This window comes from Olsenella sp. AGMB03486, assembly GCF_040884255.1.
Lineage (GTDB): Bacteria > Actinomycetota > Coriobacteriia > Coriobacteriales > Atopobiaceae > Olsenella_L > Olsenella_L kribbiana.
In genome coordinates this window covers 1-26,470 of sequence record NZ_JBEVTM010000023.1, presented here as the reverse complement: position 1 = coordinate 26,470, position 26,470 = coordinate 1, and the positions used below count along the sequence as shown (strand labels likewise).

Sequence of the window (26,470 nt, the reverse complement as noted above, 5' to 3'; positions counted from 1 at the left end):
ATCTGGTGTCCCGTGAATCGCTTGCCGAGACGAAGGATGGGGTGGTGCTCGTGAATGCAGCCTGCCCCGATCTCATGGATGTCTCTGCCCTTGCAGAAGGCATCGAATCGGGCAAGACCGGCGCCCTTGCGATGGGTGTCTTCGAGGGGGGAGCAGGGAATCTGCCACATCAACCGTTCGAGGGACGAACCGTGACATGGCATGCCTCAGGCAGTTCCCGAATACCGTGCTTGCGCAGCGCATGGCGTTCTGCATGGCGGAGGCGGTCGAAGAGATGGTCGAGACCGCCGTCGCGAAGGCGCATGAGCTCTTCGCGGGCAGAAACGCCTGAAGCGATTGATAGCGTGCCGAAGGGCTAGAATTGGTATGTCTTGCATGAAAGCTTCATACCGTATGGGAATGCAGCAGCTGCTCTGCTAGAATTGGTCTGCCTTCAAGTTAGACTTCATACCAAATGAGCATGCACTGTCAGCAAGGAGGCTCTCCATGTGCGGCATCGTCGGCTACGTCGGCACCAAGCAGGCAAGACCATTTCTCCTCAAGGGACTCGCGTCCCTCGAATACCGTGGATACGATTCGGCAGGCGTCGAGGTGCTCTCTCCTGATGGAGAGCTCCACGGCGTCAAGTGCGCAGGACGCGTCGCGACGCTCGCCCAGCGCACAGAGTGCGCAAATCTCGTTGGCACGTCGGGCATTGCCCATACAAGGTGGGCAACGCACGGGGCGCCGTCCGACCGCAATGCCCATCCGCATGTGGACTGCACTGGCCGTACCGCTATCGTCCATAACGGCATCATCGAGAACTTCCGTGAGCTCAGGGCGCAGCTCATCGCTTCGGGCCATGAGTTCAAGAGCGATACCGACTCCGAGGTCATAGCGCACCTCGTCGAGGAGTCCCTGGCAGGACCTGCGGGGCATGACCTCCTCGAGGCCGCCCGCATCGCAGTCTCGCGCCTTGAAGGCTCCTGGGCGGTTGCTGTCATCTCGGCAGAGGCGCCGGGAGAGATCGTCTGCGCACGCCGCCGCTCTCCTCTTGTCATCGCCGAGACGCCTGACGGCTGCTATGCGGCCTCTGACATCACGGCGCTTGCCGGCAAGGCGAAGGAGGTCATCCAGCTCGAGGATGGGCAGCTTGCACGCCTGCACGAGGATGGCACCTGCGATGTGATCGATGCGGAGGGCACGCCGGTGCCCGAACCGACGAAGCTTGCGGTCGACTGGGATGCCTCTGCAGCCACGCTTGGCGGATACCCGGACTTCATGGCAAAGGAGATCGCAGAGCAGCCTGAGGCAATCCGCCGCCTTCTCAAGGACCGTCTCGGCAAGCATGGCATCGAGCTCGACGAGCTGACGCTCACGAGCGAGGAGCTCTCCCAGATCGACAAGGTCTACGTCGTCGCCTGCGGCACGTCCTACCATGTCGGCCTCATCACCCGCGACTTCATCGAGAACTGGGCAAAGATTCCGGTCGTCGTCGAGCAGGCCTCTGAGCTCAACTACAAGGACACGGTCCTCGTGACCGACCATACTCTCTGTGTCATCATCACCCAGTCGGGTGAGACGGCAGATACCCTGACGGCAGCGCGCCGGCTCAGGGGCCTTGGCTGCAAGATCTTTGCAATCACGAACGTGCTGGGCTCGACCGCTGCGCGCGAGTCTGACGGCACGCTCTATATCCAGGCGGGCCCTGAGGTCTGCGTCGCCTCGACGAAGGCCTATACGGCACAGATGGTGGGTGCGGCCTTCCTGGCACTTCGCCTTGCACAGGCGAAAGGCGCCCTTTCTGCCGAAGAGGTCGAGAAGAAGTTCCATGACCTCGAGTGCGTGCCCAGCCTCATGGAGACCGTGCTCAAGCGCAGCTGGCAGGACAAGGAGGCCGCCCGCGTCTTCAGGCGCGCCCACTCGGCCCTCTTCCTGGGCCGTGGCGTGAACTCCACGACCGCCGCAGAAGGAGCCCTGAAGCTCAAGGAGATCAGCTACCTCCACGCCGAGGCCTATGCGGCAGGAGAGATGAAGCATGGCCCGATCGCCCTTCTCGAGCCCGGCTTCCCGGTCATCGCGATCGTGCCTGCCGACCATGTCCACGACAAGACCATATCCAATATCCAGGAATGCATCGCCCGCGGTGCTACTGTAATAGGGGTCGCGACAGACGGCGACGAGGACGTCGTGCCGCTGTGCTCGAACGTGCTCTGGGTGCCTCCGGTGCCCGAGGAGTTCCTCGTGCCGCTCGTTGCTGTCGTGCACCTGCAGATGCTTGCCCGCTATGTCGCGCTCGATCGCGGCTGCGATGTGGACAAGCCGCGCAACCTGGCAAAATCGGTGACAGTGGAGTAGGCATATGGCACTGGCGGGGATTGGCGTCGATATCGTAGAGATTCCGAGGATGGCAAGAGCGCTCGAGCGCACGCCGTCCATGAGGACAAGGCTCTTCACGAAGGAAGAGCGCGACTACTGCGACTCGTCGGCCCGCCCTGCCGAGCACTATGCCGCACGCTTCGCCGCACGCGAGGCTGTGCTCAAGGCCCTGGGAACTGGTTTTTCCCAGGGCATAGGATATGCGGACGTTTCGGTCGCACGCGATGCAGCGGGGCGTCCGAAGTGCGTCCTTGCTGGACGTGCCAAGGAGATCGCAGAGAAGCAGGGCATTCAGGAGGTCGCGCTCTCGCTCTCGTTCACGCGCGAGCTTGCGGTTGCGAATGCCGTGGCTGTGACCGAGGCCGTGCGTCCCAAGAAGGAGGAGACACCCGATCCGCAGCGCGATCTTGCGGAATCCTTCAGGAAGGCCAGAAGCGTCCTCGATGAGCTCGACGCTGTGGAGGCTCAAGGCGCTGTCAATTCTGACGAGGAGACGAAGGTTCAGGACAGATAGGCCTATATGCACTAAAATCTTTGACCAGCGAGGCGCCCGCCTTGCCTGGGCTAAGGAGGATCATCGTGCAACCAGTCCTGAACGTGGAGGACGTGAAGGCCGTCGAGAATGGGCTTTCGGAACAGGGCGTGAGCATATCGGAGCTCATGCGCCGTGCGGGAGGAGCCGCTGCCGAAGAGGTCATGCGTCTCGAAGACGTCCATGCGGTCGCGATCCTTGTCGGCTTCGGCAACAATGGCGGGGACGGCTGGGTGGCATCGCAGGTGCTCCAGAGCCATGGCTACAGCGTGACGGTCGTCTCTCCTGTCGAGCCCGAAGAGATCAAGAGCGATCTTGCCCGCCTCGTCGCTAAGAGTGCAGAAGATGCCGGCGTCGAGATCGTCGTCGGTCCTCCGCGCGAGGACCTCATGGAGATCCTCTCCTCGTCCGACCTTGTCCTTGATGCCATGCTCGGCACGGGCTTCCACGGGGAGCCGAAGCCGCCTTTCGATATCTGGATCGATACCGTGAACGCCGCCGGCGTGCCAGTCGTCTCGATCGATGTGCCATCTGGCCTCTCTGCACAGACCGGGCATGCACCCGGCGCCTGCATCGTGGCAGACGAGACCGTGACGATGCTGTGCCTCAAGCCGGGCCTCATCTCCGATGAGGGAAGGGATGTCACAGGCGGCATCATCGTGGCGCCGCTCGCAGAGCAGACAGAGCGCACGGTTCTCGACAACGACCCCACGGCCTGGCGTGTCGAGCCCGCCGACTACGCCGATGTCGTTGCCCCCCATACGAACAATGTGGACAAATACAGCAGGGGATCCGTACTTGTGGTTGCAGGATCTTCCCGCTATCCCGGTGCTGCCGTCATGGCAGCAAAGGCAGCAGCCCGCGCCGGTGCTGGCTACGTGACGCTTGCCGTGCCGGTGACGATCGCGCCCTTGATCCAGATGCAGCTCCCCGAGGTGCCGGTTGTCGGCGTCGCAGCAGAGCAGGATGGCACATTCTCCGCAGCAGCACGCCCGGTGATCCTGAAGCTCGCAGAGCGCAGCTCTGCCACGCTCGTGGGCCCTGGCATGCGTGTCACGGGCGGCACGGTTGCGGTCGTCTCCGCCCTCATCAATTCCAAGGCGCCGCTTGTCGTCGACGCCGACGGCCTCAACTGCCTCGCACGCCTCACGAATGGGCATCTCGATGAGTTCCCGGAGGTCACGAGGCGAGACGCCCCGCTTGTGCTCACGCCGCACCGCCGCGAGCTCGGACGCCTTGTCGGCCTTGCCGATACGCCGCCTGACTCGCTGACTGCTGCCCTCGAGGCGGCACGCCGCATCGTCTGGGCAGATGGCGGATCTGAGCTCTGCGTCGTTGCAAAGGGCACAGCGACAGCCTGTGTCGGCGTCGAGGCAGCGCTTCTGCCTGAGCCGGGCACAGCAAGCCTTGCAACGGCAGGCTCGGGCGATGTGCTTGGCGGCATCATCTGCGCGCTTCTTGCCCGCATGCCGGATGACATCGAGGATCTGCCCCTTATCGCAGCGTTTGGCTGCGAGGTCCACGCCGTTGCCGGCAGCCGTGCCGCAAAGCGCTATGGCAGCCGCGGCGTGATGGCAGGAGATATTGCAGACGAAGTCGGCCTGGCTGTCGACGAGCTCGAGGACCATGTCTCCTCGCTTGTCGCTGGTGCCGCCGAGGACCAGGAGCCTTCGCTATGACAGAGATTGCGTGTCCCGATGACCGGTGGGCCTGGGTCGAGATCGACCTTTCGGCCCTCAAGAAGAACGTCCGTGCCTTCCGCGCCCAGATAGATCCGCGCGTGCGCATGATGTGCGTCGTGAAGGCCGATGCCTATGGCCACGGCGCCGTGAGGTGCGCGAAGGAGATGACAAAGGCAGGAGCCCAGCAGTTCGCCGTCGCAACCGTGAAGGAAGGCGTCGAGCTCAGGCGCGCCGGCATCGAGGAGCCTATCCTCATGCTCGCGCAGCCCCCGGTGACGGCCGTGGACACGCTTGTCGGCTACGATATCATGCCCTCTGTCTATACCTCCGATTTCGCGCTTGCCTTTGGCGAGGCAGCTGCTGCTGCTGGCAAGGTAGGCAAGTACCACCTCGCGATCGATTCCGGCATGAACCGCATCGGCGTGCGTCCGGAGGATGCCGTCGAGTTCCGCCGCTCGATCGACTTCCATCGCGGCCTTGAGTGCGCAGGCACGTTCACGCACTTCGCCACGGCCGATGTGCCGGATGACTGGGACTTCGTGCTCCAGGCGCGCAGGTTCTCCGATACCGTGCATGCACTCAAGGCAGCAGGCTTCTCCTGCGGCCTTGTGCACTGCGACAATACGCCCGGCACGATCCTCCACAAGGAACTGCAGATGGACATGTGCCGTGTCGGCGTCGGCCTCTACGGCATGCAGCCGGCAGAGTCGACGGCACCCTATATCTCGCTCGAGCCTGTCATGTCCGTGAAGGCTCGCATCACGCGCGTTACGATGCCTGAGGTCGGCGAGGGTGTCGGCTACGGCATGACCTACCGCATCCCGTACAAGGGCACGCAGATCGCGACCGTGAACATCGGCTACGCCGATGGCCTCTCGCGCCTGCTCTCGAACAACATGGACGTGCTCGTGCATGGGAAGAGGTGCCAGCAGGTTGGCAAGATCTGCATGGACCAGTTCATGTTCGCAGCAGACGCGCCGGGTGCCCATACGCTCGGCAATGCCGTGCCGCTCTCTGAAGGCGACGTCGTGACCGTGCTTGGCCGCGACGGCCAGGAAGAGATCACAGCAGACGAGATGGCAGACAGGCGCCACACGATCAACTACGAGGTCACCTGCGACTTCGGCCTGCGTCTGGAAAAGCTGTATGTCTGAGGCACGGCCCCAGGCACGGCGCACCCGTGCGAAGAAGCCGCGCCCCAGCCTTTTGGATGGGGAGAGCAGGATGGCAATCATGCAGATTCCGGGGCATGAGCATCAGAAGCCCCGCGAGGTGCGGCTCGAGGAGATCGAGGCCGTGCTCGGAGACTGCGAGCGGTGCCCCTTGGGCCAGACGAGGACGAACATCGTCTTCGGTGTCGGCAATCCCAATGCCCGCGTCATGTTCATAGGCGAGGCCCCTGGCAGGAATGAAGACCTCCAGGGAGAGCCGTTCGTCGGCGCTGCCGGACACAACCTCGACGATCTGCTCTCTCTGGCAGGGCTCAGGCGCGAGGACGTCTATATCGCCAATGTCCTCAAATGCAGGCCGCCTTCGAACCGCAATCCGAAGCCGGAAGAGATCGTTGCCTGCTCGCCGTTCCTGCGCGAGCAGATCCGTTCGATCTGGCCTGATGTGATCGTCTGCCTCGGCAATTTCGCAGCGCATTTCGTGCTCAGGACCGAGGAGGGCATATCGAGCCTCCGCGGCCGCATGCATCAGACCGGGCACTTCAATGTGCTGCCGGTCTTCCATCCGGCAGCGGCGCTCTACCACCGCGAGTGGCAGCAGTATCTCGACGAGGATTTCGCCTATCTCGGACAGTGGCTGCGCGAGCATCCGGCAAGCCCCGAGAAGCAGGAAACAGGAAGGGGCTAGCGATGCTGCCTCAGACGATAGATGAGAAGACCTATAAGAGCGCCTCTGCCGAGGAGACCCAGGGGCTGGGCGAGGCGCTCGGACATCTGCTCCGGGCGGGAGACGTGCTCGTGCTCACGGGAGACCTCGGCGCCGGCAAGACCCAGCTCACGAAGGGCGTAGCCCGGGGCATGGGGATTGAGGACGACGTCACGAGCCCGACCTTCACGATCGAGATGGTCTACGAGGGAAAAGAGCTTCCGCTCTACCACTTTGACCTCTACCGCCTCGATGATGCAGGCGAGCTCGAGGATACGGGCCTCTTCGATGTGCTCGGCGGCGACGGCCCCTGCCTCATCGAATGGGGCGAGCAGTTCGAGGGCGAACTCGGCGACGAGAGGCTCGATGTGACGATAGAGCGCCTCGACGATGAGGTGGCAGAAGGCGTGGAGCCCCCAAGGCGCATCACATTCGCGCCGCATGGCACGCGTGCAGAGGAGCTCGTAAGCGAGCTTCAAGATACCTGTGCCCGCACAGAATAGAACGAGACAGAAGAGAGCTTCTTCATGAGGTACGAGAAGACAGAAGGGCGCCTTGTGCTGGCGCTCGATACATCGACGGACATGCTCGCCGCAGCAGCGGCTGCCTGGAAGGAGGAGCCTGGGAAGACGCCTCAGGCCCAGCTTCTTGCCACAGGTGACCATATGTGCCGCCGCCAGGCCAATGTCGAGCTGGCGCAGACCCTGCTCGATGTCCTGGCCGAGGCAGGCGCTGCGATGGAAGATGTCGACGCTGTGATCGTCGGACGCGGTCCTGGCTCCTTCACGGGCGTCCGCATCGGCATCGCCACGGCTAAGGGCATCGCTTCGGGGCTTGGGTGCGCCCTCTGGGGTGCCTCGACGCTCGATGCGACAGCCTGGGCTGCCTGGCACGCAGGAGTCCGTGGCATGCTCGGCGTCGTGAACGATGCGATGCGCCATGAGGTCTACCCTGGCATCTATGAGCTTACCGAGGCAGGCGTGAAGCGCACGTTCGTGCGCGAGACCGTCCTCAAGGCCGATGCGGCAGCAGATGCCTGGGCAGGGCTTGCCGGCAAGGACGAGCTTCAGCTCACAGGAAACGGCCTCATCAAGTACAAGGGCCTCTTCGAGAAGGCAGGATTTGCCCGCTTCGTCGACGAGGCACTCTGGTTCCCGACGGGGGAGGGGCTCATCTCGGCAGCAGCGGCGGAAGGTGCCGCCCGCGGCGACGGCGATCCTGCCCTCGTGCTTCCGCTCTATACGAGGCTTTCCGATGCAGAGGAGAACGAGCGCAAGCGGCTCGGCCTCAAGAAGCCGGCATCCGTGGATATCACGGGCGTCGACGATATGCTCGGCTCCATCCATACGCAGCTGCGTCCGATGACGGTAAACGACTGCGGCGCTGTGGCGGCACTCGAGGCAGAGATCTTTGGAGGATCTTCCCACACGCCCTGGAGCGAGCATGCCTTCTTCGAGGAGATCTCGCAGCCTGGCAGGAGCTGGTGGGTGGCCCATGACCAGGAGAAGATCATCGGCTATGCCGGAGGCGTGCTTGCCGGTGCCGACTTCGAGATCGAGGATGTGGCGGTAGCGAAGGATCGTCGCCATGAAGGCATCGCGTCGCGTCTGGTGTCGCGTGTCGTCTACGACGGCGAGATGCTCGGCGCCGAGACCGCATCGCTCGAGGTCGATGAGGCAAATGGGGCAGCACGTGCCTGCTATGCGAAGCTTGGCTTCAAGGAGGCAGGCAGGCGTCCTGGCTACTATGGGCCTGATGCGGCAGCACTGATCCTGAAGGTGGCACTCCCGCTTGCAGCAGACCCCGAAGGCATGGGGAAGGCACCCGTGCCGGCTGCATCGATCCGCCCGTGGCCGATCCAGGTCGCGCCGAGGACGGAAGATGTGGCAGCAGCCATCAAGGCCGCATCCCCTCTGATCCTTTCGATCGAGTCCTCCTGCGATGAGACCGCCATGGCCGTCATCGACCACGAGGGACAGATCATCTCGAACGTCGTGGCAACATCTGTCGACTTCCACTCCCGCTTCGGCGGCGTCGTGCCGGAGATCGCAAGCAGGAAGCACGTCGAGGCCTTGGTCGGCGTCTACGAGGAGGCGCTTGCCCGCGCCGGTGCGCACTACGGCGCAGATACGCTTGCTCCGTCAGATCTGGCTGCGGTCGGCGTGACGTCGGGACCAGGCCTGGTCGGAGCCCTTGTCGTCGGCGTCGCCTTCGCGAAGGGCCTCTGCGCTGCCTGCGGCCTGCCGATCATTCCCGTGAACCACCTCGAGGGGCATCTCTTTGCAAACCTCTTCGAGACGCCCGACTTGGAGCCTCCGTTCGTGGCCTCCCTTGTCTCCGGCGGCAACACGATGCTTGTGCACGTGAAGGCTTGGGGAGACTATGAGGTGCTCGGCCAGACGATCGACGACGCCGTGGGCGAGGCCTTCGACAAGGTTGCCAAGGCCCTGGGCCTGGGATATCCGGGCGGCCCTGTCATCAGCCGCCTTGCGGCAGAGGGCAACCCCCGTGCCATTCACTTCCCACGTGCGATGATGCACTCGGGCGACTATGCCTTCAGCCTCTCCGGCCTCAAGACCTCCGTCATCACCTACATCGAGGGCGAGAACAAGGCAGGCCGCGCCATCAACCTGCCCGATCTTGCTGCCTCCTTCGAGGCTGCCGTCATCGATGTGCAGGTCGCAAAGGCAAAGCAGGCTGTGGAGGAGACCGGCGTCTCCGACTTCTGCGTCGGCGGCGGCGTCGCTGCGAACCCGCAGCTGCGCGAGGCCTACAAAAAGACGTTCGGGCGCATGAGCGTGCGCGTCACGGTGCCGCCCCTTCGTGCCTGCGGCGACAATGGCGCGATGATCGCGCTTGTGGCGCTGCGCTCCTATAAGGCAGGCGCCTTCGGCGACCTTTCGCTCGATGCGCACCCCAACTCGAAGCTCGGCGACTGGTCAAGCCCGGAGCACCCGGTCGTCTGGCAGGGCGAGCAGGCGTGGCTCAAGGCCAAGAAGTAGCGCAGAAGCAGCGCACATATATCAGGAATGTGATGGTTTTTATGGAGGGGACTTCCGGCGGAAAGCGGGAGGTCCCCTCTTTGCGCAGGAAGACAGCCCCTTTTCTGTGCAGGCAGTTACAGCGTTGTTTCCCTCATCAAAGTTTTTTGGGCGCATCCTGAAAAGGGCTGTATCCTTTGAGCCTGGTACCCGTAGCTTTCTCGCATTCAGTTGCAAGGGGGAGGGGAATGGGTCCCCTCCGGTTGCGTGTACAGAAGGGATATATCTACCACAGGAGGATCTGCCATGTTCGAAAGCCATGCATTCACGCGCCGCAATTTCCTCAAGGCCTCTGGCCTTACCGCCATCTCTCTCGGTGGCGCAACGTTTCTGACTGCCTGCGGCCCGTCGACCGCCACGACGAGCTCTTCAAGCTCCGATTCCAGCTCGTCCAAGGCAAGCTTCGGCGACAACGGCACGATGCGTGTCGGCATGGAAGTCGCCTATCCTCCGTTCAACTGGCAGGTCTCCGAGGCCACGGACAACACGATTCCCGTCGAGGGACAGTCCGGTGCCTATGCTGACGGCTATGACATCTACTTCGCGAAGCTCATCGCAGACAAGCTCGATCTCGAGCCTGTCGCAGTCAAGATGGAGTTCTCCGGCCTCGTCGAGGCCCTGAAGAACGGCCAGATCGATCTCATCTGCGCCGGCATGACGGCAACGGATGAGCGCCGCCAGTCCATCGACTTCTCCGATGCCTACTGGACCGGCCACTATGGCCTGCTCGTGAAGGAGGGCTCGAAGTACCAGAACGCGACGAGCCTCTCCGACTTCGCCGGTGCCGCCGTCCTCGGCCAGCGCGATACGCTGCTGGATGATGTCATCGACGAGATCGACGGCGTGAATCACCTGACGCCGGTCGACTCCGTCCCTGCCCAGATCTCGAGCCTGAACTCCGGCGCCTGCGACGCCATCACGTTCGACGTCGAGAACGAGAAGGGCATCCTCGCCTCGAACCCGGGCCTTGTCGCTGTCCAGATCAACGGCTCCAAGATTCTCTTCCAGGAGGATGCACCGATCAACGCCGGCATCGCCAAGGGCAACGACGACACGCTTGCCACGATCAATGACCTCATCGACGGCGTCTCCCAGGACGAGCGCCAGAAGGTCTGGGACGACGTGCAGGCACGCCTTCCGGAGTAGGAAGACCACAAGATACCAACAAGGCAGGCATCCTCTGCACATTCTCTGCAGGGGATGCCTTTGCGGCAAAGGAGCGTACTCTCAATGGCCAAAAAACGCGGATTCGCGCGGTTCGTGCAGGAAGACCACCGCTATGTCTTCCTCGGCACTTCCGCCATCGCCTGCGTGGGCCTGGCGCTGGCAAACCAGCCCCATTCCCCATCGAGCTTCCTGCTCAGGTCCTACGCGGTCGAATCCATCCTCTACTACGTGCTTCTGGCATGGCTTGCCGTGTCGGCTGTGGCACTTGTGAACAAGCTTGCGAAGTGGAAGGGGACGGCCTACGCCGAGACCTCGCCCTTCACGAAGCCTGAAGCCAAGAAGGCAGAGCGCATCTGCTCCTACATCGTCTGGGCGATTGTGGGCATCTTCTTCGTCGACCGTGGCATCATCGGCCTCTCCGATCTGCTGAGCAGCTCGATCTCATCGGACTCGAATCCGACGGACTTCCTCGCGTCGATGTTCTACATGCTCTACCAGATGAGGGATACGTTCATCCAGGGCATCCTCGGCACGATCGAGATTGCCGTCATCGGCACCGTCGTCGCCTTCTTCCTGTCCCTTGGCCTCGTGTTCCTCCGGCTCATGGAGATCGACCGTTCCGACAACGATTTCGTCCGCTTCTGGAAGGTCGTGGGCGTCGGCTTCGCAAAGGTCTATTCGGCCGTCATGCGCGGCACGCCGATGATGATCCAGGGCCTCATCATCTACTATGCAGGAACAGGACTCCTGACGGGACAGGGCATGACACCGACGCAGATCCTCGCAGTCTGGTCGCCCTTCAATGCCGGCCTCGTGACGGTGTCCCTGAACTCCACGGCCTACATGATGGAGGTCTTGAGGAGCGGCATCATGGCGGTCGATCCGGGCCAGACCGAGGCAGCACGCTCGCTCGGCATGTCCCAGTGGCAGGCCATGCGCAAGGTCGTCTTCCCGCAGGGCATCAAGAATGCGATTCCTGCCCTCTCGAACGAGCTTGTCATCAACATCAAGGACTCCTCGGTGCTCATGGCAATCGGCGTCCTCGAGCTCACGTTTGCTGTCCGCACGATTGCAGGCGTCTACTTCAAGCAGATGGAGCCCTACATCGCTGCTGCCGTCGTCTACCTGATCCTGACGATGATCGCGACGAAGCTCCTGAACAAGTTCGGCGAGCACTTCGATGCCAAGGGCGAGCGTGTCGTGCTCGGCACGTCCGATGTGCCTGTTGCCAAGGCCCAGGGAGGCGATGAGAAGTGAGCGAAGAGAAGACGCAGCCTGTCGTGCGCGTCGAGGGGCTCCGCAAGAGCTTCGGCGAGCATGAGGTGCTCAAGGGCATCGACTTCGATGTCATGCCCGGCGAGGTCGTCACGATCATCGGCGCTTCGGGCTCCGGCAAGTCGACGCTCCTGCGCTGCATCAACCTGCTCGAGACGCCGGATGAGGGCCATGTGTGGTTCCGCGGCGAGGACCTGACGGCAGAGCATGTGAACGTGAACCGCCTGCGCGAGAAGATCGGCATGGTGTTCCAGGGCTTCAACCTGTTCGCGAACCTCAATGTGCTCGACAACTGCACGCTCGCGCCTGTGACGCTCAAGAAGGCCACGAAGGCAGATGCCGAGAAGGAGGCCATGAAGAACCTCGAGGCTGTCGGTCTTGCCGACTTCGCGAAGGCTCCTGTGGTGTCTCTTTCCGGCGGCCAGAAGCAGCGTGTCGCAATTGCGCGCGCCCTCTGCATGAAGCCGGACCTTATGCTCTTCGACGAGCCGACCTCGGCTCTCGACCCTGAGATCGTCGGCGAGGTCCTGAACGTCATGCGCGACCTTGCCAAGGGAGGAATGACGATGGTCGTCGTGACGCACGAGATGGACTTCGCGCGCAACGTCTCCGACAAGGTCGTCTTCATGGACCAGGGCGTCATCGCCGAGCAGGGCAAGCCTGAGGACATGTTCACGCATCCGAAGATGCCACGAACGCGCGAGTTCCTCGCACGCTATCTCTCCGAGTAGCGGCACAGACCTATATGCAGCATCGAGAAGGCAGCCTCCGGGCTGCCTTCTTCTTGTGCGTGGTGTTGCTCTTATTGAAGCGAATCGCACTTCACTTCAATAAGAGAGAAATGACGGAAGCGAAATCCAGTTCGCTTCCGTCATTGGATGGGAAGGGGGAGCGAATCTGGCAGGATGCCGGATAGCTGCCGTGCAGACGATTGCATGAGGCTGTCTTGTGCCGTACGGGGAGGCTCCGCTGCATGCCGGTGGCTTTCGGGCAGCTGCAGCAGGCCTCTGACGGAAGATATCGAGGCTGCGTGCCATGCCAGGCGCTCTCATGCTAGGATGCTAGGCATCCAAGAGAGAGGATGACCATGATCGATGGCTTTGTCCCGGTAGCTGCCGTGACGCCCGAAGTGCGCGTGGCGGATGTCCCGTTCAATGTAAGCTCGTGCCTCGAGGCGGTGGAGCGCGCCGCTTCTGCCGGCGCCAAGGTCATCGTCCTGCCCGAGCTATGCCTTACGGCCTATACCTGCGAAGACCTGTTCCTGCAGCAGGCGCTCCTCGAAGGGGCAGAGGCAGGGCTCAGAGAGCTCGTGGAGAAGACGGCAGATTTCGATGCCCTCATCTTCTGTGGAGCGCCACTCAGGATTTCGGGCAAGCTCTACAACTGTGCCTGCGCCATGAATTCAGGCAATCTTCTCGGCATCGTTCCGAAGCGCTTCCTTCCGACCTACAACGAGTTCTATGAGGGAAGGCACTTCGTGCCAGGCCCCGAAGAGGTCACGCCCATCGATGTAGCGGGATTCGTGAATGTGCCCTTCGGCACGCGGCAGCTCTTCTCCTGCGAGACCATGCCCGAGCTCGTCGTCGCAGCAGAGATCTGCGAGGACCTCTGGGTGCCGGAGCCGCCTTCTGTGGCCCATGCCCAGGCAGGCGCCACCCTCATCTGCAATCTCTCCTGCTCGAATGCAATCGTCGGCAAGGCTGCCTACAGACGCAGCCTCGTCTCCGGCCAGAGTGCCCGCCTCATCTGCGGCTATGTCTATGCAAATGCCGGCTGGGGAGAGTCGACGCAGGACCTCGTGTTCTCTGCCCACAACCTCATCTGCGAGGATGGACACATCCTCGCAGAGGCAAAGCCGTTCGGTGACGGCTTCTGCCTGAGCGAGATCGACTGCCAGTTCATCGCAGAGGAGCGCCAACGCATGTCGAGCTTCAGCTGCTCGCTGCCGGCCCTTTCGGGATACAGGCAGGTGCGCTTCTCGCTCGAGAAGACGGAAGTACGCCTCACGCGTGCCGTCGATCCGCATCCGTTCGTGCCGGACGACGAGGCGACGCGTGCAGAGCGCTGCGAGGACATCTTCCAGATCCAGAGCATGGGTCTTGCGAAGAGGCTCTTCCACACGCATTCGAAGTGCGCCGTCGTCGGCGTCTCGGGCGGCCTCGACTCCACCCTTGCCCTTCTTGTCATGGCCCGTGCCTTCGATATCCTGGGTCTCGACCATAAAGGCATCATCGCGGTCACGATGCCGGGCTTCGGCACGACGAAGCGCACGCATTCCAATGCGACGGAGCTCACGAAGTCTCTGGGTGCCACCTTGAAGGAAGTCTCGATCGATGCGGCGGTGCGCCAGCACTTCGCCGATATCGGCCACGATGAGCGCGTCCAGGATGTGACTTATGAGAACTCGCAGGCCCGCGAGCGCACGCAGATCCTGATGGACATCGCAAACCAGGAGGGCGGCCTCGTGATCGGAACGGGCGACCTCTCAGAGCTGGCACTGGGCTGGGCCACCTACAACGGCGACCACATGTCGATGTACGGCGTCAACGCCTCGGTCCCGAAGACGCTTGTCCGCCACCTCGTGCGCTATGTGGCAGATACCTGCGGAAACGAGACGGAGTCGGCAGTGCTTCTCGATGTGCTCGCAACGCCGGTCTCGCCCGAGCTTCTGCCCGCTACGGCGCATGGCACGATCAGCCAGAAGACAGAGGACCTTGTCGGACCCTATGAGCTCCATGACTTCTTCCTCTACCAGATGCTGAGATGCGGCTTTGCACCGAAGAAGGTGTTCAGGCTTGCTGTCTATGCACTCGGTGACGTCTACGACGAGAAGACAATTCTGAAGTGGCTGCGCATCTTCTGCCGCCGCTTCTTCGCGCAGCAGTTCAAGCGCAGCTGCCTGCCGGATGGACCGAAGGTCGGCACCGTCGCCGTATCGCCCAGAGGAGACCTGCGCATGCCCTCGGATGCTGTCTGGACGCTCTGGGAGCGCCAGATTGCCGAGCTCGAAGAGGCAGAAGCCTAGTTTCCATGCATTGAAGGAATGGAGAAGGGGACCGCGAGGCCCCTTTCTCCATGTCTGGATATGCAATCAGTGGGGCGTCAGTATCTATGGGGCATAAAATCTAAGCGCCGTATAGAAGATTTTTTCTTCTTTGAAGGTATAACTTCGTGCATGTGGGTATGATTCTAGACGTTCGCAAAGGGAGGGCCGAACACCCTCCAACGTCTGATGAAGACGTCGATAGAGGAGGTTCAAACATCATGACTTTGAAGCCTTTGGGAGATCGTGTACTCGTCAAGCCCGCACCGAAGGAGGAGAAGACGGCCTCCGGCCTGTACATCTCCAGCGGTGCACAGGAGAAGCCGCAGCGCGGCACTGTCGTTGCTGTCGGCTCTGGCAAGATCGACATGAAGGGCGAGCGCATCGTTCCTGAGGTCAAGCCGGGCGATGAGGTCTACTACGGCAAGTTCGGCGGCAACGAGGTCAAGCTCGACGGCGAGGATTACCTGCTGCTCCGTGCTGAGGACATCTACGCAATCATCGAGGCCTAAGGCTTCGTATCCAGAAGGATAAAGGGATAGCGGACGCTATCCGGTTTCAAGGAGATACAAATGGCAGCAAAGGACATTAACTTCGGTACGGATGCACGTGCCCGCCTTGCCAAGGGCGTCAACACCCTGGCTGACGCAGTGACCACGACGATGGGCCCGAAGGGCCGCTATGTGGCGCTTCAGCGCTCCTATGGCGCTCCGACCATCACGAACGACGGCGTCTCCGTCGCCAAGGAGATCGAGCTCAAGGACCCTGTCGAGAACATGGGTGCCCAGCTCGTGAAGGAAGTCGCCACGAAGACCAATGATACGGTCGGCGACGGCACCACGACCGCTACGCTTCTTGCCCAGGTCCTCGTCAACGAGGGTCTCCGCAACGTCGCAGCTGGTGCAAACCCGATTGCAATGCGCCGCGGCATCGACAAGGCAGTCGACGCTGTCGTGAAGAAGATGGTCGCTTCCGCAACCACCATCTCCACGAAGAAGCAGATCGCTGCTGTCGGCACCATCTCTGCTGCCGACCCTGAGATCGGCGAGAAGATCGCTGACGCAATGGAGATCGTCGGCAAGGACGGCGTCATCACGGTCGACGAGTCCCAGACCTTCGGCATCGACATCGACACCGTCGAGGGCATGCAGTTCGACAAGGGCTACATCTCCCCGTACTTCGCAACGGACAACGAGAACATGACGGCCGAGCTCAAGGATCCCTACATCCTCATGACCGACCAGAAGATCTCGAACATCCAGGACATCCTGCCGATCCTCGAGGCTGTCTCGAAGCAGGGCGCTCCGCTGCTCATCATCGCTGAGGACGTCGACGGCGAGGCTCTGGCCACGCTCATCCTCAACAAGCTCCGTGGCACGCTGAACATCGCTGCCGTCAAGGCTCCTGGCTACGGCGACCGCCGCAAGAGGATGCTCGAGGACATCGCAATCGTGACCGGCGGCCAGGTTGCCATGAAGGAGCTCGGCGTCAACCTCTCCGATGTCACCGCCGAGATGCTCGGCCGTGCAAAGTCCGTCAAGATCACGAAGGACAACACGACGATTGTCGGCGGCTATGGCTCGAAGGATGCTATCCACGAGCGTGTCGCACAGATCAAGAACGAGATCGAGAACACGACCTCTGACTTCGACAAGGAGAAGCTCCAGGAGCGTCTGGCAAAGCTCGCTGGCGGCGTTGCTGTCATCAAGGTCGGCGCTGCTACCGAGGTCGAGCTCAAGGAGATCAAGCACCGCATCGAGGATGCTCTTCAGGCAACCCGTGCAGCAGTCGAGGAGGGCATTGTCGCTGGCGGCGGCGTCGCATTCCTCGAGGCTGGCTCTGCGCTCGATGATGTCGAGTGCGCCGATGCCGACGAGAAGATCGGTGTCGATATCGTCCGCAAGGCTCTCGAGGCTCCTGTCAAGACCATCGCATCCAACGCTGGCTTTGAAGGCTCTGTCGTCGTCGAGAAGATCAAGGGCCTGCCTGAGGGCGAGGGCCTGAACTCCGCAACCGGCGAGTGGGGCAACATGATCGATATGGGCGTCCTCGATCCTGTCAAGGTCACCCGTGTCACGCTGCAGAACGCAGCATCTGTCGCTTCCCTCATCCTCATCACCGAGGCTACGGTCACGGATGTGCCGAAGGACACGACGATCGAAGAGGCCATCTCTGCAGCAGCAGCTCAGGGCGGCCAGGGCGGCGGCATGTACTAATAGCTGCAGCCAGAACAGCTCTATCTGACTCGGAAGGCTCCGGATGCCACAAGGCGTCCGGGGCCTTTTCCCATGTTAGGGGGGGACGTTCCTGCTCTTTTCCCGCTTTGCAGGGGCGCTCGTGAATGCAGCGGCAGAACGGGCATCCTCCGCGGTACAATAAGCAGGTTCATGCGTAGAGGGGGATACATGGCAGAGAAGCACGATCTTCTGGACGACATCATCGATATCACGAACAACTGGGGCGCTGTCACGAAGCCTGTCGAGACCGTCGTGAACGGGATATCGTTCGATCCGGAGACGGCTCCGCAGTGGGATCCGTCGAAGTACAAGGAGCGTCCGCGTCCGAACTCCGTGCGCTGCCTCTCTGTTGCATCCAAGGATCCGAAGGCCTGCACGAAGTGCCAGGATGTCTGCCCGGTCAATGCCATCTCGATCACGGAGACGGCGCTCACCGTGAACGAGTCCTGCAGGAAGTGCGGGCTCTGCGCGGCTGTGTGCCCGACCGAGGCATTCCTGATCCAGAAGCTCATGCCGAAGACGCTCTACAACAGCATCGCGAAGCAGGCAGCATCGCATGACCATGTCTATATCACCTGCACGCGTGCTCTGGGGCGCATCCCGAAGGAAAACGAGATCGTCCTGCCGTGCGTTGGCGCACTCTCCAAGGAGCTGTGGTTCTCCCTCTTCATGGAGTATGACAACATCTCCGTGTACCTGCCGCTCGGTGTCTGCGACCGCTGTCGCACGACGACAGGCGAGGAGGCCTATACCGACGCTATCTCCTACGCCGAGGAGCTCACGGGCGCTGCCTGCGGCCTCGAGGTGGACGAGAAGGCGCTCGACCACGAGTACTCCCGTGCCTACAAGAGAAGCCAGTTCCTGGGCCAGGTCGCACGCACCGGCACGAACCTCGTTGCCGGCCACAATGCCGCAATCAATGGTGCCCAGGCGGTCGCGCAGAGGATTCAGAACCACACGAAGCGCGTGAACGAGCTTACCCGCTCGCTCGAGCAGGCAGTCGGCGTCCAGAACAGCCAGCACCACCGCCGCATGCTCACCCAGCGCCGCGAGCTTGTCATGGCAGCGCTGCAGAAGTGGTCCGAGCCTGCCAAGCAGATGAAGAGCGAGCTTCCGACCTGCGACATGTCGAAGTGCACGATGTGCGGCGACTGCACGGAGGCCTGCGTTCTCCATGCGATCGAGCTCGACCGTGACGGCAAGATCCAGATCGAGCCTGCCTACTGCGTCGGCTGCGGCGTCTGCGCGAGGGTCTGCAAGGAAGGCGCCCTCGAGATGCATCCCACCGATGGCTCCGCCCTCGTCGTGCCCGATCCGCATGCAGAGGAGATCGAGCGCGAACGTGCCGAAGTGAGGAAGCTCAAGCAGCAGGGAAAGAAGGTCCTCGACAGTTCACTCAAGGCCCTGGGCGATACCTTCGGCGAGGATTCCTCCTCGAAGAAGTAGCAAACACGCACAAAGCCATCCCCAGAAGAAGGAGAAGATAGAACGTGTCTCTGTCCATCGGAATCGTCGGCCTGCCGAACGTCGGCAAGTCCACACTGTTCACTGCCCTCACGAAGAAGGGCGGACTTGCCGCCAACTATCCGTTCGCGACGATCGACCCCAATGTCGGTATCGTGGACGTGCCTGACGAGCGTCTCCAGAAGCTCGCCGACATCGTGCATCCGGGCCGCATCGTGCCGGCAACCGTCGAGTTCGTGGATATCGCAGGACTCGTGAAGGGCGCAAACGAAGGCGAAGGCCTCGGCAACCAGTTCCTCGCAAACATCCGCAACTGCGATGCCATCTGCGAAGTCGTGCGCTACTTCACCGATCCCAATGTCATGCGCGAGACCGGGCGTGTCGGCGAGTTCGTCGATCCGGCAGCAGACGTGGACACGATCTCAACGGAGCTCATCCTCGCCGACCTCGGCACGCTCGAGCGTGCCATCCCGAAGCTCGAGAAGGAGGCCAAGCGCGACAAGGAGAATGCCCCGAAGCTCGCTATCGCAAAGCGCCTCCAGGACTGGCTCAACGAAGGCAAGCGTGCCGCCGACCTCGATATGACAGAGGACGAGAAGAAGGCTGCACATGACCTCTTCCTTCTTTCGATGAAGCCGATCCTCTATGTCGCAAATGTCGACGAGGACCAGCTCGGAGAGAAGCTTGCGCCCATCGACGGGCAGGAGCCCATCCCCATCTGCGCAGAGGTCGAGGCAGAGCTTGCCGAGCTCGATCCTGCCGAGGCGAAGGAGTATCTCGAGTCTCTGGGCCACGAGAAGAGCGGCCTCGAGACGCTTGCGCAGGCTGCCTACCATCTGCTGGGCCTTCAGAGCTTCTTCACGGCCGGCGAGATGGAGGTCAAGGCTTGGACGGTGCGCATCGGCGCCAAGGCTCCCGAGGCGGCAGGCGTCATCCACTCCGACTTCGAGAAGGGCTTCATCAAGGCCGAGACGATCTCCTATGAGGACTACGTCACGCTCGGCGGCGAGGCGGGAGCCCGCGAGGCAGGACGCCTGCGCATGGAGGGCAAGGACTATGTCGTCCAGGACGGCGATGTCATGCACTTCCGCTTCAACGTCTAGAGACGGTTCAGAGACTTTCTGAGGGGCTGCATCGCAGGGTGTGGCCCCTCATTCGTATGAAGGAGCTGGGCAGCTGAGATGGGCTGAGATTGGCCTGCTAGCCACGAAAAGAGGCTCCGGCATCATGCCGGAGCCTCTTGTGTGTCGACGCTCTGCGTCTCGGTGCTAGTCGCTGCCGAGAATCACGAGGACGTCTCCCGTATACGAGTAGGTGTGCGAAGAGTCGTTCACGTAGTTGATCGTGCCGAGCGAGGAGAGCGTCTCGCCGACGCCCTTGGCAATGGCCATGCTGTCGTCGCCGCGGTAGACGATTGTGATCTCCTGGTAGTCAGAGGAATCGGCGACGCCGGTCGTCGCCGTGTAGCCTGCCTTCTCGAGCAGGTTCGCGGCTGCGGCAGCAGCGCCATTCGCGCCAGAGCCGTTCAGCACTTCGATATCGCCCTTGTGGACGGCATCCACGTCGTCCATTGCAGAGCCGGTCGACGTCGTCGTGGTCGTCGTGCCATCGCCTGCGCTGGCAGAGACGCCTGTTGTCGGATCGTCCGAGGCATTCTTGTAGGGGGACTCGCCGCTATCGACGCGCTCCATCATCTCTTCCCATTCGTCTTCGATGGTGACCTGGTAGGAGATGCCGTCAATCATCTTGCCCTCCGTCGGATTCAGGCCGGAGTAGACGTTGTTGTCCACGTCGAGGTCCTTCATCTGGAGGGCAAGGGAGATGATCTGGGAGGCGTCGAGATCGGTCGAGACACCGTCAGCGAGGTTGGAGATGGTGTTGGCAATGGTGAGCGGGTCTGAGGAGAGAACCTTCTTGATGATGGCAGTGATGACGGCACGCTGGTTTGCAGCGCGGTAGAAGTCGCCGGCACCGTAATCATCGTAGGCATGCCTCGAGCGGCAGAGGGCAAGCGCCTGCTCGCCGTTCAGGGTTTGCGTTCCTGCCTGGATGTTCGCATTGGCGAGCGGGTCCACGACGTCGGTCGGTACGGTGACCTCGATGCCGCCGATTCCATCGACTATTGCTGTCAGGGCCTCGAAGTCCACCTCTGCGTAGTGGGAGATATCGACGCCGGCATATTTCTCGACGACCTGGACCGTATAGCTCGGGCCGCCCAGGGCATAGGCTGCGTTGATCTTCTGCATGCCATAGTCGCCCATGTCCACCATCGTGTCGCGGGCGATGGAGACAAGCGTGACCTTCATGTCCTTCGGATCGATGCGCGCGAGGATTATCGTGTCGGACCTGAAGTTCGACGAATCGTCGCCCCATTCATCGGCGCGCTCCTGGCTCTTGTCCACGCCGAGCAGCAGCATGTAGAACGGCTCCGACACTTCCTTGGAGTCCGTAAGCTGCGCCTCGAGCTCAGGCGTGATGTTCGCCTTGATCTTGCTGTTGATATCGCTGTAGAACTTCGCGAACGCGACGCCTGCAACGGCAATGACTGCCACCACACAGATGAGGACCGTGCGGAGAATGAAATGCTTCTTCTTCGTGGCCCGCTTTGCCACGTAGTGGCTCGGACCGTTATCGCGCGACAGGGCACCGGCTGTAGGTTCCAGCTGCCCTCTGTTCCTGTGTGCCAAAAGAAGTCTCCCTTGTAGGGGTGGATGCACCACCGTTTGGCATTGTGCAATCTTACATCTTAGACATGTCACCCACCGGCTTACTGAATAGGCACTGAAGTTCATCAAATGCCCCTACCTGCGGATATCCTGAATGGTAGCATTTTGGCGGTGAGCGGCATCCGTGTATTCGGGGCAGCGGTATGCAGAAAAGCTTGGCATCCATACATGGCACGCGAGGTGTCTCCATTTGCCGTATCATGGAACGTGGACAAGAAGAACCTCTCGCTTATCGGAGGCAGCAATGCAGAGTGCTCGGCCAAAGCAGTTCGTCGTCGTCTTGGACTTCGGCGCCCAGTATGGGCAGCTGATTGCAAGGCGTGTCCGCGATCTCCATGTCTATTCCGAGATTGTCCCCTGCGACATCTCGGCAGAGGAGCTCAAGGCCATGGCCCCTTCGGCCATCATCCTTTCGGGCGGTCCGGCCTCTGTCTATGCAGATGATGCGCCCGACATGGACGCAGATGTCTTCGAGCTTGGCCTTCCGGTCCTTGGCTTCTGCTATGGCCAGCAGATCATGGCAGCAAAGCTTGGCGGCAAGGTCGGCCACACCGAGAAGGGCGAGTATGGCCCGGCGCAGCTCAAGCGCACGGGAGACTCTGAGCTTCTCGATGGCACGCCCGAGGAGCAGACCGTGTGGATGAGCCACAGGGATGCCGTGAAGGAAGTGCCGGAAGGCTTTGTTGTCACATCGGTGACCGACACCTGCCCCGTCGCCTCCATGGAGTGCGCTTCTCGCCGCCTCTTCGCGACGCAGTTCCATCCTGAGGTCCGCCATACGCAGTATGGCAAGAAGATGCTCGAGCACTTCCTCTTCGATATCGCAGGCCTCTCCGCCACCTGGACGATGGACAACATCATCGACCAGAAGGTGGAGGAGATTCGTGCCGAGGTAGGGGACAGGAAGGTCATCCTCGCACTTTCCGGCGGCGTCGACTCCTCTGTCACGGCAGCGCTCGTGCACCGTGCCATCGGCGATCAGCTCACCTGCGTCTTCGTGAACCACGGCATGCTGCGCCGCGGCGAGCCCGAGATGGTCGAAGAGGTCTTCCGCAAGCAGTTCAATGTGCCGCTGATCCACGACCATGCAGAGAAGCGCTATGAGGAGCTCCTTGCCGGCGTGACGGACCCCGAGAAGAAGCGCCGTCTCATCGGCACGCAGTTCTGGAAGGAGTTCTTCTCCATCGCCCAGGACCTCGACGGCATCGAGTATCTTGCCCAGGGCACGATCTATCCCGACATCATCGAGTCCGGCGCCAGAAAGACCGGCGGCAAGGCTTCGACGATCAAGAGCCACCACAACCTGATCCCGTTCCCTGAAGGCGTCCACTTCGACCTCATCGAGCCGCTCGACCACTTCTTCAAGGACGAGGTGCGCGAGCTCGGCATTGCGCTCGGTCTTCCGGCAAAGCTCGTCTGGCGCCAGCCCTTCCCGGGTCCCGGCCTTGCTATCCGCATCATCGGCGAGGTCACGCCGGAGAAGCTTGCCATCTTGAAGGAGGCAGATGCTGTCGTGCGCGAGGAGCTCGATGCCTACAATGAGCGCCTCTTCGAGGAGACAGGAGACAGGAACTCCGAGCATGCCTGCTGGCAGTACTTCGCTGTGCTTCCCGACATCAAGTCCGTCGGCGTCATGGGCGACGAGCGCACCTACCAGCGTCCGATCATCGTCCGTGCCGTGGAGTCCACAGACGCAATGACGGCAGACTGGGCAAAGCTTCCCTACGATGTGCTCGGCAAGATCTCGAGCCGCATCGTCGACGAGGTCGACGGCGTGAACCGTGTCGTCTACGACATCACCCCGAAGCCGCCTGCAACGATCGAGTGGGAGTAGACGAAAGGCAATTTCGAGGCGTCGATTTTCCGTCCGCTGAGTACCGCAGAGTGTCGCAGCGTACGGGAGAAACGCAAAGCCCCCAGCAACTTGGGGGAATAAATTGAGCGAGATACCCCTGATTTCCACCTGGAATCGGGGGTATTTTTTATGCTGTTGACCTGCTGTTTTAGGAAGTTTTACTCCCAATTGCCGTACAGGACGGACATGGCGGCATCCCACGGACGGGGAGTAAAAGGTTTGTTGGGGGAGTAAATTGTCCCAGTTGCCTGTCCCAGCCGATCAAAATGCGCCCCAAAACTCAACTGAAACTCAACGGGGCGAAATATGGTGGCTTTTCAGCAAAACCGCAGGTCAACAATGGGGAGTAAATAATTACTCCCCCAAGCGATTTCAACGGCTTCAGCACGCTTCGAAAGGTGGGTTTCAGGCATAAGAAAAGCAGGTGTTTTACTCCCAATTGCGGGGGTAAAGCCACCTGCTCGCGTTTCAGTAAATATTCACTCCTAGAACTTAGCCTTCCAGTCGGCGTATTCCTCCGGCGTGATCTCGCCGGATTCCAGCTCGTTTCGCTTTGCGGCCCAGGCCTTGAGCATCTGGGTCGTCTTGGGCGCCTTCACGGCAGACGCGTCGATAGAAAGACCGGATCCATCCTCGGCGGGCACGATGCCGAACTCGTCCTCCAGCTGCAGAAGGAGGCCCAGGAGGTCTCGGGCGTTCTCTACCCCGAAGTCCTTCAGGGCAAGCGGAGAGATGTCGAGGGCTTCGGCGATGGCTTCCACCTGAGGCTGCTTGGGGGTCCTGAAATCCGTCTCGTAGTGGCGGATCGCGCCCTCCGAGACGCCAATCTTCTCGCCCAGCTCTCCCTGATAGAGCCCGCGCAGCTTGCGGTAGTGCCTGATCTTCTCGCCAGTCGTCATCTTCCCTCCTGAAAATCTAAACCTCGTAATTCTAGCACCGTACGCAAACGTACGCAATTTCTTGACAGTACGAAATCGTACGATTATGATTCGCTCCTATATAACGTACATATTCGTACGATGTTAGGAGGACAAATGAACCAGGAAGAAGGCAAACCAACCATGCTCAACGCAGAGCAGGTCGCGCAGAGGCTGAACATGTCGAAGGGGTTCGCCTACAAGATCATCCAGGAGATGAACGAGGAGCAGATCAAGAAGGGCCGCGCGGTGGTCAAGGGCCGCGTCCGCTCCGATCATTTCGAAGCAAGATTCTTTGCCGGTGATGAAGATGCCCGTATATAGAAGCGAGAACGGGACGTTCTACTCCCAGTGCTTCTACCGTGACGGCAGGGGCGCGAAGCGCCATAAGGTCAAGAGGGGCTTTACCACCGAGCTCGAGGCGCTCATGTGGGAGAAGGACTTCCTAGCGGTTCACAACGGCACCATGGACATGCTCTTCACTGACTTCGTCGACGTGTACGCTACAGAGATCAAGCCCCGCATCAGGGAGCACACCTGGCTGACCAAGGAGTACATGATCAAGGACAAGATCATTCCCTTCTTCGGGAAGATGAGGATGTCCGAGATCAAACCCATCGACGTCGTTCGTTGGCAGAACCAGCTTATCGACCACAAGGACGCCAGTGGCAAGCCGTACTCGGCCACGTACCTCAGGACCATCAACAACCAGCTGAACGCCATCTTCAACCATGCCGAGCGCTACTACGACCTGACGGATAACCCATGCAGGAAGGTCACGAAGATGGGCTCGAAGAAAGGCGGAGAGATGAACTTCTGGACGAAGCAGGAGTATCTGAGGTTCTCAGAGGCCATCATGGACAAGCCTCTATCCTTTTACGCTTTCGAGGTCCTCTACTGGACCGGCATCCGCTGTGGAGAGCTGCTTGCCCTCACTCCGTCCGACTTCATCTTCGAGACCTCGGAGCTGAGCATCACGAAGTCTTACCAACGGCTTAAGGGCGTGGACACCATCACAGACCCCAAAACCCCTAATTCAGTGCGCAGGATAGCCATGCCCAAGTTCCTCGCCGAGGAGATGAAGGAGTACCTGGAAAACTTCAGGGACGACCTTGGTCCCCATGACCGCATCTTCGACGTGACGAAATACTACTTGACGCACGAGATGGAGCGCGGATGCAAGGAGTCCGGCGTCAAGAGGATCAGGGTCCATGACCTGAGGCACAGCCATGTCTCCCTGCTCATCGAGATGGGCTTCTCCGCGTTGGCGATCGCTGATCGCGTCGGTCACGAGAGCACCGATATCACCTATCGCTACGCTCACCTTTTTCCGAACAAGCAGACCGAGATCGCCAACGCCCTTGACTGCTCCAAGGAAGGCTAGCCATGCCCTGCCCCAACTCCGCACGCAAAAGATCAAAGACCATGGCCTTCAGAGTGAGTCCGGAGGAATACGAGCGGATCACCAATTTGGCCAAGCTGAGCGGGATGGACAAGCAGGATTTCATCATGGCCAAACTGATGGACCACGAGATAGTCGTGAAGCCCTCTACGAGGGTCTACAAGGCCCTGAAGGGCACGATGGCGGAAATCTACCAGCAGCTGCTCAGAATCCGCGCAGGAGGCGAATTGAGCGCCTCTATTGAGGAAACATTGCTGATTCTGTCCACCATCTTTTCTGGACTTGAAACCTCTGAAAAGCCCGCCGAAATCGATGCTGAAAATCAAAGCGTGTGGGATTTGAAGAGAGAGTGAGGGTGTCCGTTCGTGGGGACAAAGGCTAGCAAGTTAACGCCGTAGAATCCTCGAAGCACCTAGGAACGAAAGGAGCGATTATGGATAACAAGCGATGCGAAATCACCGTCGCCTTGTATGGCGATACGTCAGATAGCTCTTCTGTTCCTGATGTGGCTGGAACATCTCCTCAGTATTTCATAGAAGCTTATGCGGTACGCGATGCTCATGATGAGGAATCCGGCTGGCACTACCCTGTCATATTGAGATTTGAGGATACTGACTTCGTGATTAGCTGGCCAGGTCGCAAATCCGACCCCGCCATTGACAAAAACGACGGCGATGCGCGCTTGTTGGTCAAGAATGACCTTGAATCCGATAAAGCAAATCTCGGCTGCTTCTATCTGGCGCGAATCGAATTATTTGATTGCTGCCACGGTGAGCAATTAACTGCTCTCCGGTATTCGATAGATGGTAGATCCATTCAAATGACCACAGAGGGCCATGCAATTTGCATCTCCTAAACAACGGGTGGCCCCTACAGCCACCCGTTTTGCTTTCATA

The 26,470-nt window shown here is 60.9% G+C and carries 23 protein-coding genes; 21 read left to right on the top strand and 2 right to left on the bottom strand.

The window, feature by feature from the left end:
- The first annotated feature begins 196 nt into the window (after nucleotides 1-196).
- The 16 genes from ABVS03_RS10020 to ychF all read left to right on the top strand — a co-directional run bounded on the left by ABVS03_RS10020 (nucleotide 197) and on the right by ychF (nucleotide 19,777).
- Nucleotides 197-331 carry a hypothetical protein gene (locus ABVS03_RS10020; protein ID WP_368018996.1) on the top strand — a complete coding sequence of 45 codons (135 nt, stop codon included), beginning with the start codon at nucleotides 197-199 and terminating at the stop codon, nucleotides 329-331.
- A 155-nt stretch (nucleotides 332-486) separates the two neighbouring features.
- The gene (gene glmS / locus ABVS03_RS10015) at nucleotides 487-2,337 is read left to right on the top strand and encodes a glutamine--fructose-6-phosphate transaminase (isomerizing) (protein ID WP_368018995.1); all 1,851 of its coding nucleotides are present in this window, start codon (nucleotides 487-489) and stop codon (nucleotides 2,335-2,337) included.
- A gap of 4 nt (nucleotides 2,338-2,341) precedes the next feature.
- Nucleotides 2,342-2,872, top strand: coding sequence for a holo-ACP synthase (gene acpS / locus ABVS03_RS10010; protein WP_368018994.1), 531 nt, complete (start codon nucleotides 2,342-2,344; stop codon nucleotides 2,870-2,872).
- Between the two features lie 65 nt (nucleotides 2,873-2,937).
- Nucleotides 2,938-4,569: an NAD(P)H-hydrate dehydratase gene (locus tag ABVS03_RS10005; protein ID WP_368018993.1), complete on the top strand. Its 1,632-nt coding sequence runs from the start codon at nucleotides 2,938-2,940 to the stop codon at nucleotides 4,567-4,569.
- Nucleotides 4,566-5,726, top strand: coding sequence for an alanine racemase (gene alr / locus ABVS03_RS10000; RefSeq protein WP_368018992.1), 1,161 nt, complete (start codon nucleotides 4,566-4,568; stop codon nucleotides 5,724-5,726). Before ABVS03_RS10005 ends, alr begins: the two co-directional genes overlap by 4 nt.
- Before the next feature lie 70 nt (nucleotides 5,727-5,796).
- The gene (locus ABVS03_RS09995) at nucleotides 5,797-6,429 is read left to right on the top strand and encodes a uracil-DNA glycosylase (protein WP_368018991.1); all 633 of its coding nucleotides are present in this window, start codon (nucleotides 5,797-5,799) and stop codon (nucleotides 6,427-6,429) included.
- 2 nt (nucleotides 6,430-6,431) lie between these two features.
- The gene (tsaE, locus tag ABVS03_RS09990; protein WP_368018990.1) at nucleotides 6,432-6,950 is read left to right on the top strand and encodes a tRNA (adenosine(37)-N6)-threonylcarbamoyltransferase complex ATPase subunit type 1 TsaE; all 519 of its coding nucleotides are present in this window, start codon (nucleotides 6,432-6,434) and stop codon (nucleotides 6,948-6,950) included.
- 24 nt (nucleotides 6,951-6,974) lie between these two features.
- On the top strand, nucleotides 6,975-9,449 hold the full coding sequence (tsaD, locus tag ABVS03_RS09985; protein WP_368018989.1) for a tRNA (adenosine(37)-N6)-threonylcarbamoyltransferase complex transferase subunit TsaD: 2,475 nt from the start codon (nucleotides 6,975-6,977) through the stop codon (nucleotides 9,447-9,449).
- A 285-nt stretch (nucleotides 9,450-9,734) separates the two neighbouring features.
- Nucleotides 9,735-10,634 (top strand): transporter substrate-binding domain-containing protein, encoded by a 900-nt coding sequence (locus ABVS03_RS09980; protein WP_330972526.1) that lies wholly within the window; start codon nucleotides 9,735-9,737, stop codon nucleotides 10,632-10,634.
- A gap of 84 nt (nucleotides 10,635-10,718) precedes the next feature.
- Entirely contained in the window at nucleotides 10,719-11,912 is a 1,194-nt protein-coding gene (locus ABVS03_RS09975; protein WP_330972527.1) for an amino acid ABC transporter permease, read from the top strand.
- Entirely contained in the window at nucleotides 11,909-12,661 is a 753-nt protein-coding gene (locus ABVS03_RS09970) for an amino acid ABC transporter ATP-binding protein (protein ID WP_330972528.1), read from the top strand. Before ABVS03_RS09975 ends, ABVS03_RS09970 begins: the two co-directional genes overlap by 4 nt.
- A 356-nt stretch (nucleotides 12,662-13,017) precedes the next feature.
- Complete coding sequence (locus ABVS03_RS09965; protein WP_368018998.1) at nucleotides 13,018-14,955, top strand: NAD(+) synthase; 1,938 nt, start codon at nucleotides 13,018-13,020, stop codon at nucleotides 14,953-14,955.
- Nucleotides 14,956-15,194: 239 nt separating this feature from the next.
- Nucleotides 15,195-15,485, top strand: a complete 291-nt coding sequence (gene groES / locus ABVS03_RS09960) for a co-chaperone GroES (RefSeq protein ID WP_330972529.1) — start codon at nucleotides 15,195-15,197, stop codon at nucleotides 15,483-15,485.
- A 60-nt stretch (nucleotides 15,486-15,545) separates the two neighbouring features.
- The gene (gene groL, locus ABVS03_RS09955; RefSeq protein WP_368018988.1) at nucleotides 15,546-17,189 is read left to right on the top strand and encodes a chaperonin GroEL; all 1,644 of its coding nucleotides are present in this window, start codon (nucleotides 15,546-15,548) and stop codon (nucleotides 17,187-17,189) included.
- Nucleotides 17,190-17,378: 189 nt separating this feature from the next.
- On the top strand, nucleotides 17,379-18,656 hold the full coding sequence (locus ABVS03_RS09950; RefSeq protein ID WP_368018987.1) for a 4Fe-4S binding protein: 1,278 nt from the start codon (nucleotides 17,379-17,381) through the stop codon (nucleotides 18,654-18,656).
- Nucleotides 18,657-18,700: 44 nt separating this feature from the next.
- Nucleotides 18,701-19,777 (top strand): redox-regulated ATPase YchF, encoded by a 1,077-nt coding sequence (gene ychF, locus ABVS03_RS09945; protein ID WP_368018986.1) that lies wholly within the window; start codon nucleotides 18,701-18,703, stop codon nucleotides 19,775-19,777.
- Between the two features lie 165 nt (nucleotides 19,778-19,942).
- On the opposite strand, the gene ABVS03_RS09940 is transcribed toward ychF, so the two are convergent.
- The gene (locus ABVS03_RS09940) at nucleotides 19,943-21,361 is read right to left on the bottom strand and encodes an LCP family protein (RefSeq protein WP_368018985.1); all 1,419 of its coding nucleotides are present in this window, start codon (nucleotides 21,359-21,361) and stop codon (nucleotides 19,943-19,945) included.
- Nucleotides 21,362-21,644: 283 nt separating this feature from the next.
- Between ABVS03_RS09940 and guaA the strand changes: the two genes are divergently transcribed.
- Nucleotides 21,645-23,234, top strand: a complete 1,590-nt coding sequence (guaA, locus tag ABVS03_RS09935) for a glutamine-hydrolyzing GMP synthase (protein WP_368018984.1) — start codon at nucleotides 21,645-21,647, stop codon at nucleotides 23,232-23,234.
- A 506-nt stretch (nucleotides 23,235-23,740) separates the two neighbouring features.
- Here guaA and ABVS03_RS09930 read toward each other — a convergent pair.
- The gene (locus ABVS03_RS09930) at nucleotides 23,741-24,154 is read right to left on the bottom strand and encodes a helix-turn-helix domain-containing protein (RefSeq protein WP_368018983.1); all 414 of its coding nucleotides are present in this window, start codon (nucleotides 24,152-24,154) and stop codon (nucleotides 23,741-23,743) included.
- 135 nt (nucleotides 24,155-24,289) lie between these two features.
- Here ABVS03_RS09930 and ABVS03_RS09925 point away from each other — a divergent pair, with 135 nt between their 5' ends.
- The 4 genes from ABVS03_RS09925 to ABVS03_RS09910 all read left to right on the top strand — a co-directional run bounded on the left by ABVS03_RS09925 (nucleotide 24,290) and on the right by ABVS03_RS09910 (nucleotide 26,430).
- Nucleotides 24,290-24,496: a hypothetical protein gene (locus ABVS03_RS09925; protein WP_039688987.1), complete on the top strand. Its 207-nt coding sequence runs from the start codon at nucleotides 24,290-24,292 to the stop codon at nucleotides 24,494-24,496.
- On the top strand, nucleotides 24,483-25,556 hold the full coding sequence (locus ABVS03_RS09920; RefSeq protein WP_368018997.1) for a tyrosine-type recombinase/integrase: 1,074 nt from the start codon (nucleotides 24,483-24,485) through the stop codon (nucleotides 25,554-25,556). The genes ABVS03_RS09925 and ABVS03_RS09920 overlap by 14 nt, the downstream gene beginning before the upstream one ends.
- A 41-nt stretch (nucleotides 25,557-25,597) precedes the next feature.
- Nucleotides 25,598-25,927 (top strand): hypothetical protein, encoded by a 330-nt coding sequence (locus ABVS03_RS09915; protein ID WP_368018982.1) that lies wholly within the window; start codon nucleotides 25,598-25,600, stop codon nucleotides 25,925-25,927.
- Between the two features lie 80 nt (nucleotides 25,928-26,007).
- Nucleotides 26,008-26,430, top strand: a complete 423-nt coding sequence (locus ABVS03_RS09910; protein WP_368018981.1) for a hypothetical protein — start codon at nucleotides 26,008-26,010, stop codon at nucleotides 26,428-26,430.
- The last annotated feature ends 40 nt before the right edge of the window (nucleotides 26,431-26,470 follow it).

Bases quoted from the DNA above. Each gene is read 5' to 3' on its own strand.
- ABVS03_RS10020 (WP_368018996.1), top strand. From the start codon at position 197: ATGGCATGCCTCAGGCAGTTCCCGAATACCGTGCTTGCGCAGCGCATG.
- glmS (WP_368018995.1), top strand. From the start codon at position 487: ATGTGCGGCATCGTCGGCTACGTCGGCACCAAGCAGGCAAGACCATTT.
- acpS (WP_368018994.1), top strand. From the start codon at position 2,342: ATGGCACTGGCGGGGATTGGCGTCGATATCGTAGAGATTCCGAGGATG.
- alr (WP_368018992.1), top strand. From the start codon at position 4,566: ATGACAGAGATTGCGTGTCCCGATGACCGGTGGGCCTGGGTCGAGATC.
- ABVS03_RS09995 (WP_368018991.1), top strand. From the start codon at position 5,797: ATGGCAATCATGCAGATTCCGGGGCATGAGCATCAGAAGCCCCGCGAG.
- tsaE (WP_368018990.1), top strand. From the start codon at position 6,432: ATGCTGCCTCAGACGATAGATGAGAAGACCTATAAGAGCGCCTCTGCC.
- tsaD (WP_368018989.1), top strand. From the start codon at position 6,975: ATGAGGTACGAGAAGACAGAAGGGCGCCTTGTGCTGGCGCTCGATACA.
- ABVS03_RS09980 (WP_330972526.1), top strand. From the start codon at position 9,735: ATGTTCGAAAGCCATGCATTCACGCGCCGCAATTTCCTCAAGGCCTCT.
- ABVS03_RS09975 (WP_330972527.1), top strand. From the start codon at position 10,719: ATGGCCAAAAAACGCGGATTCGCGCGGTTCGTGCAGGAAGACCACCGC.
- ABVS03_RS09965 (WP_368018998.1), top strand. From the start codon at position 13,018: ATGATCGATGGCTTTGTCCCGGTAGCTGCCGTGACGCCCGAAGTGCGC.
- groES (WP_330972529.1), top strand. From the start codon at position 15,195: ATGACTTTGAAGCCTTTGGGAGATCGTGTACTCGTCAAGCCCGCACCG.
- groL (WP_368018988.1), top strand. From the start codon at position 15,546: ATGGCAGCAAAGGACATTAACTTCGGTACGGATGCACGTGCCCGCCTT.
- ABVS03_RS09950 (WP_368018987.1), top strand. From the start codon at position 17,379: ATGGCAGAGAAGCACGATCTTCTGGACGACATCATCGATATCACGAAC.
- guaA (WP_368018984.1), top strand. From the start codon at position 21,645: ATGCAGAGTGCTCGGCCAAAGCAGTTCGTCGTCGTCTTGGACTTCGGC.
- ABVS03_RS09930 (WP_368018983.1), bottom strand. From the start codon at position 24,154: ATGACGACTGGCGAGAAGATCAGGCACTACCGCAAGCTGCGCGGGCTC.
- ABVS03_RS09925 (WP_039688987.1), top strand. From the start codon at position 24,290: ATGAACCAGGAAGAAGGCAAACCAACCATGCTCAACGCAGAGCAGGTC.
- ABVS03_RS09920 (WP_368018997.1), top strand. From the start codon at position 24,483: ATGCCCGTATATAGAAGCGAGAACGGGACGTTCTACTCCCAGTGCTTC.
- ABVS03_RS09915 (WP_368018982.1), top strand. From the start codon at position 25,598: ATGGCCTTCAGAGTGAGTCCGGAGGAATACGAGCGGATCACCAATTTG.
- ABVS03_RS09910 (WP_368018981.1), top strand. From the start codon at position 26,008: ATGGATAACAAGCGATGCGAAATCACCGTCGCCTTGTATGGCGATACG.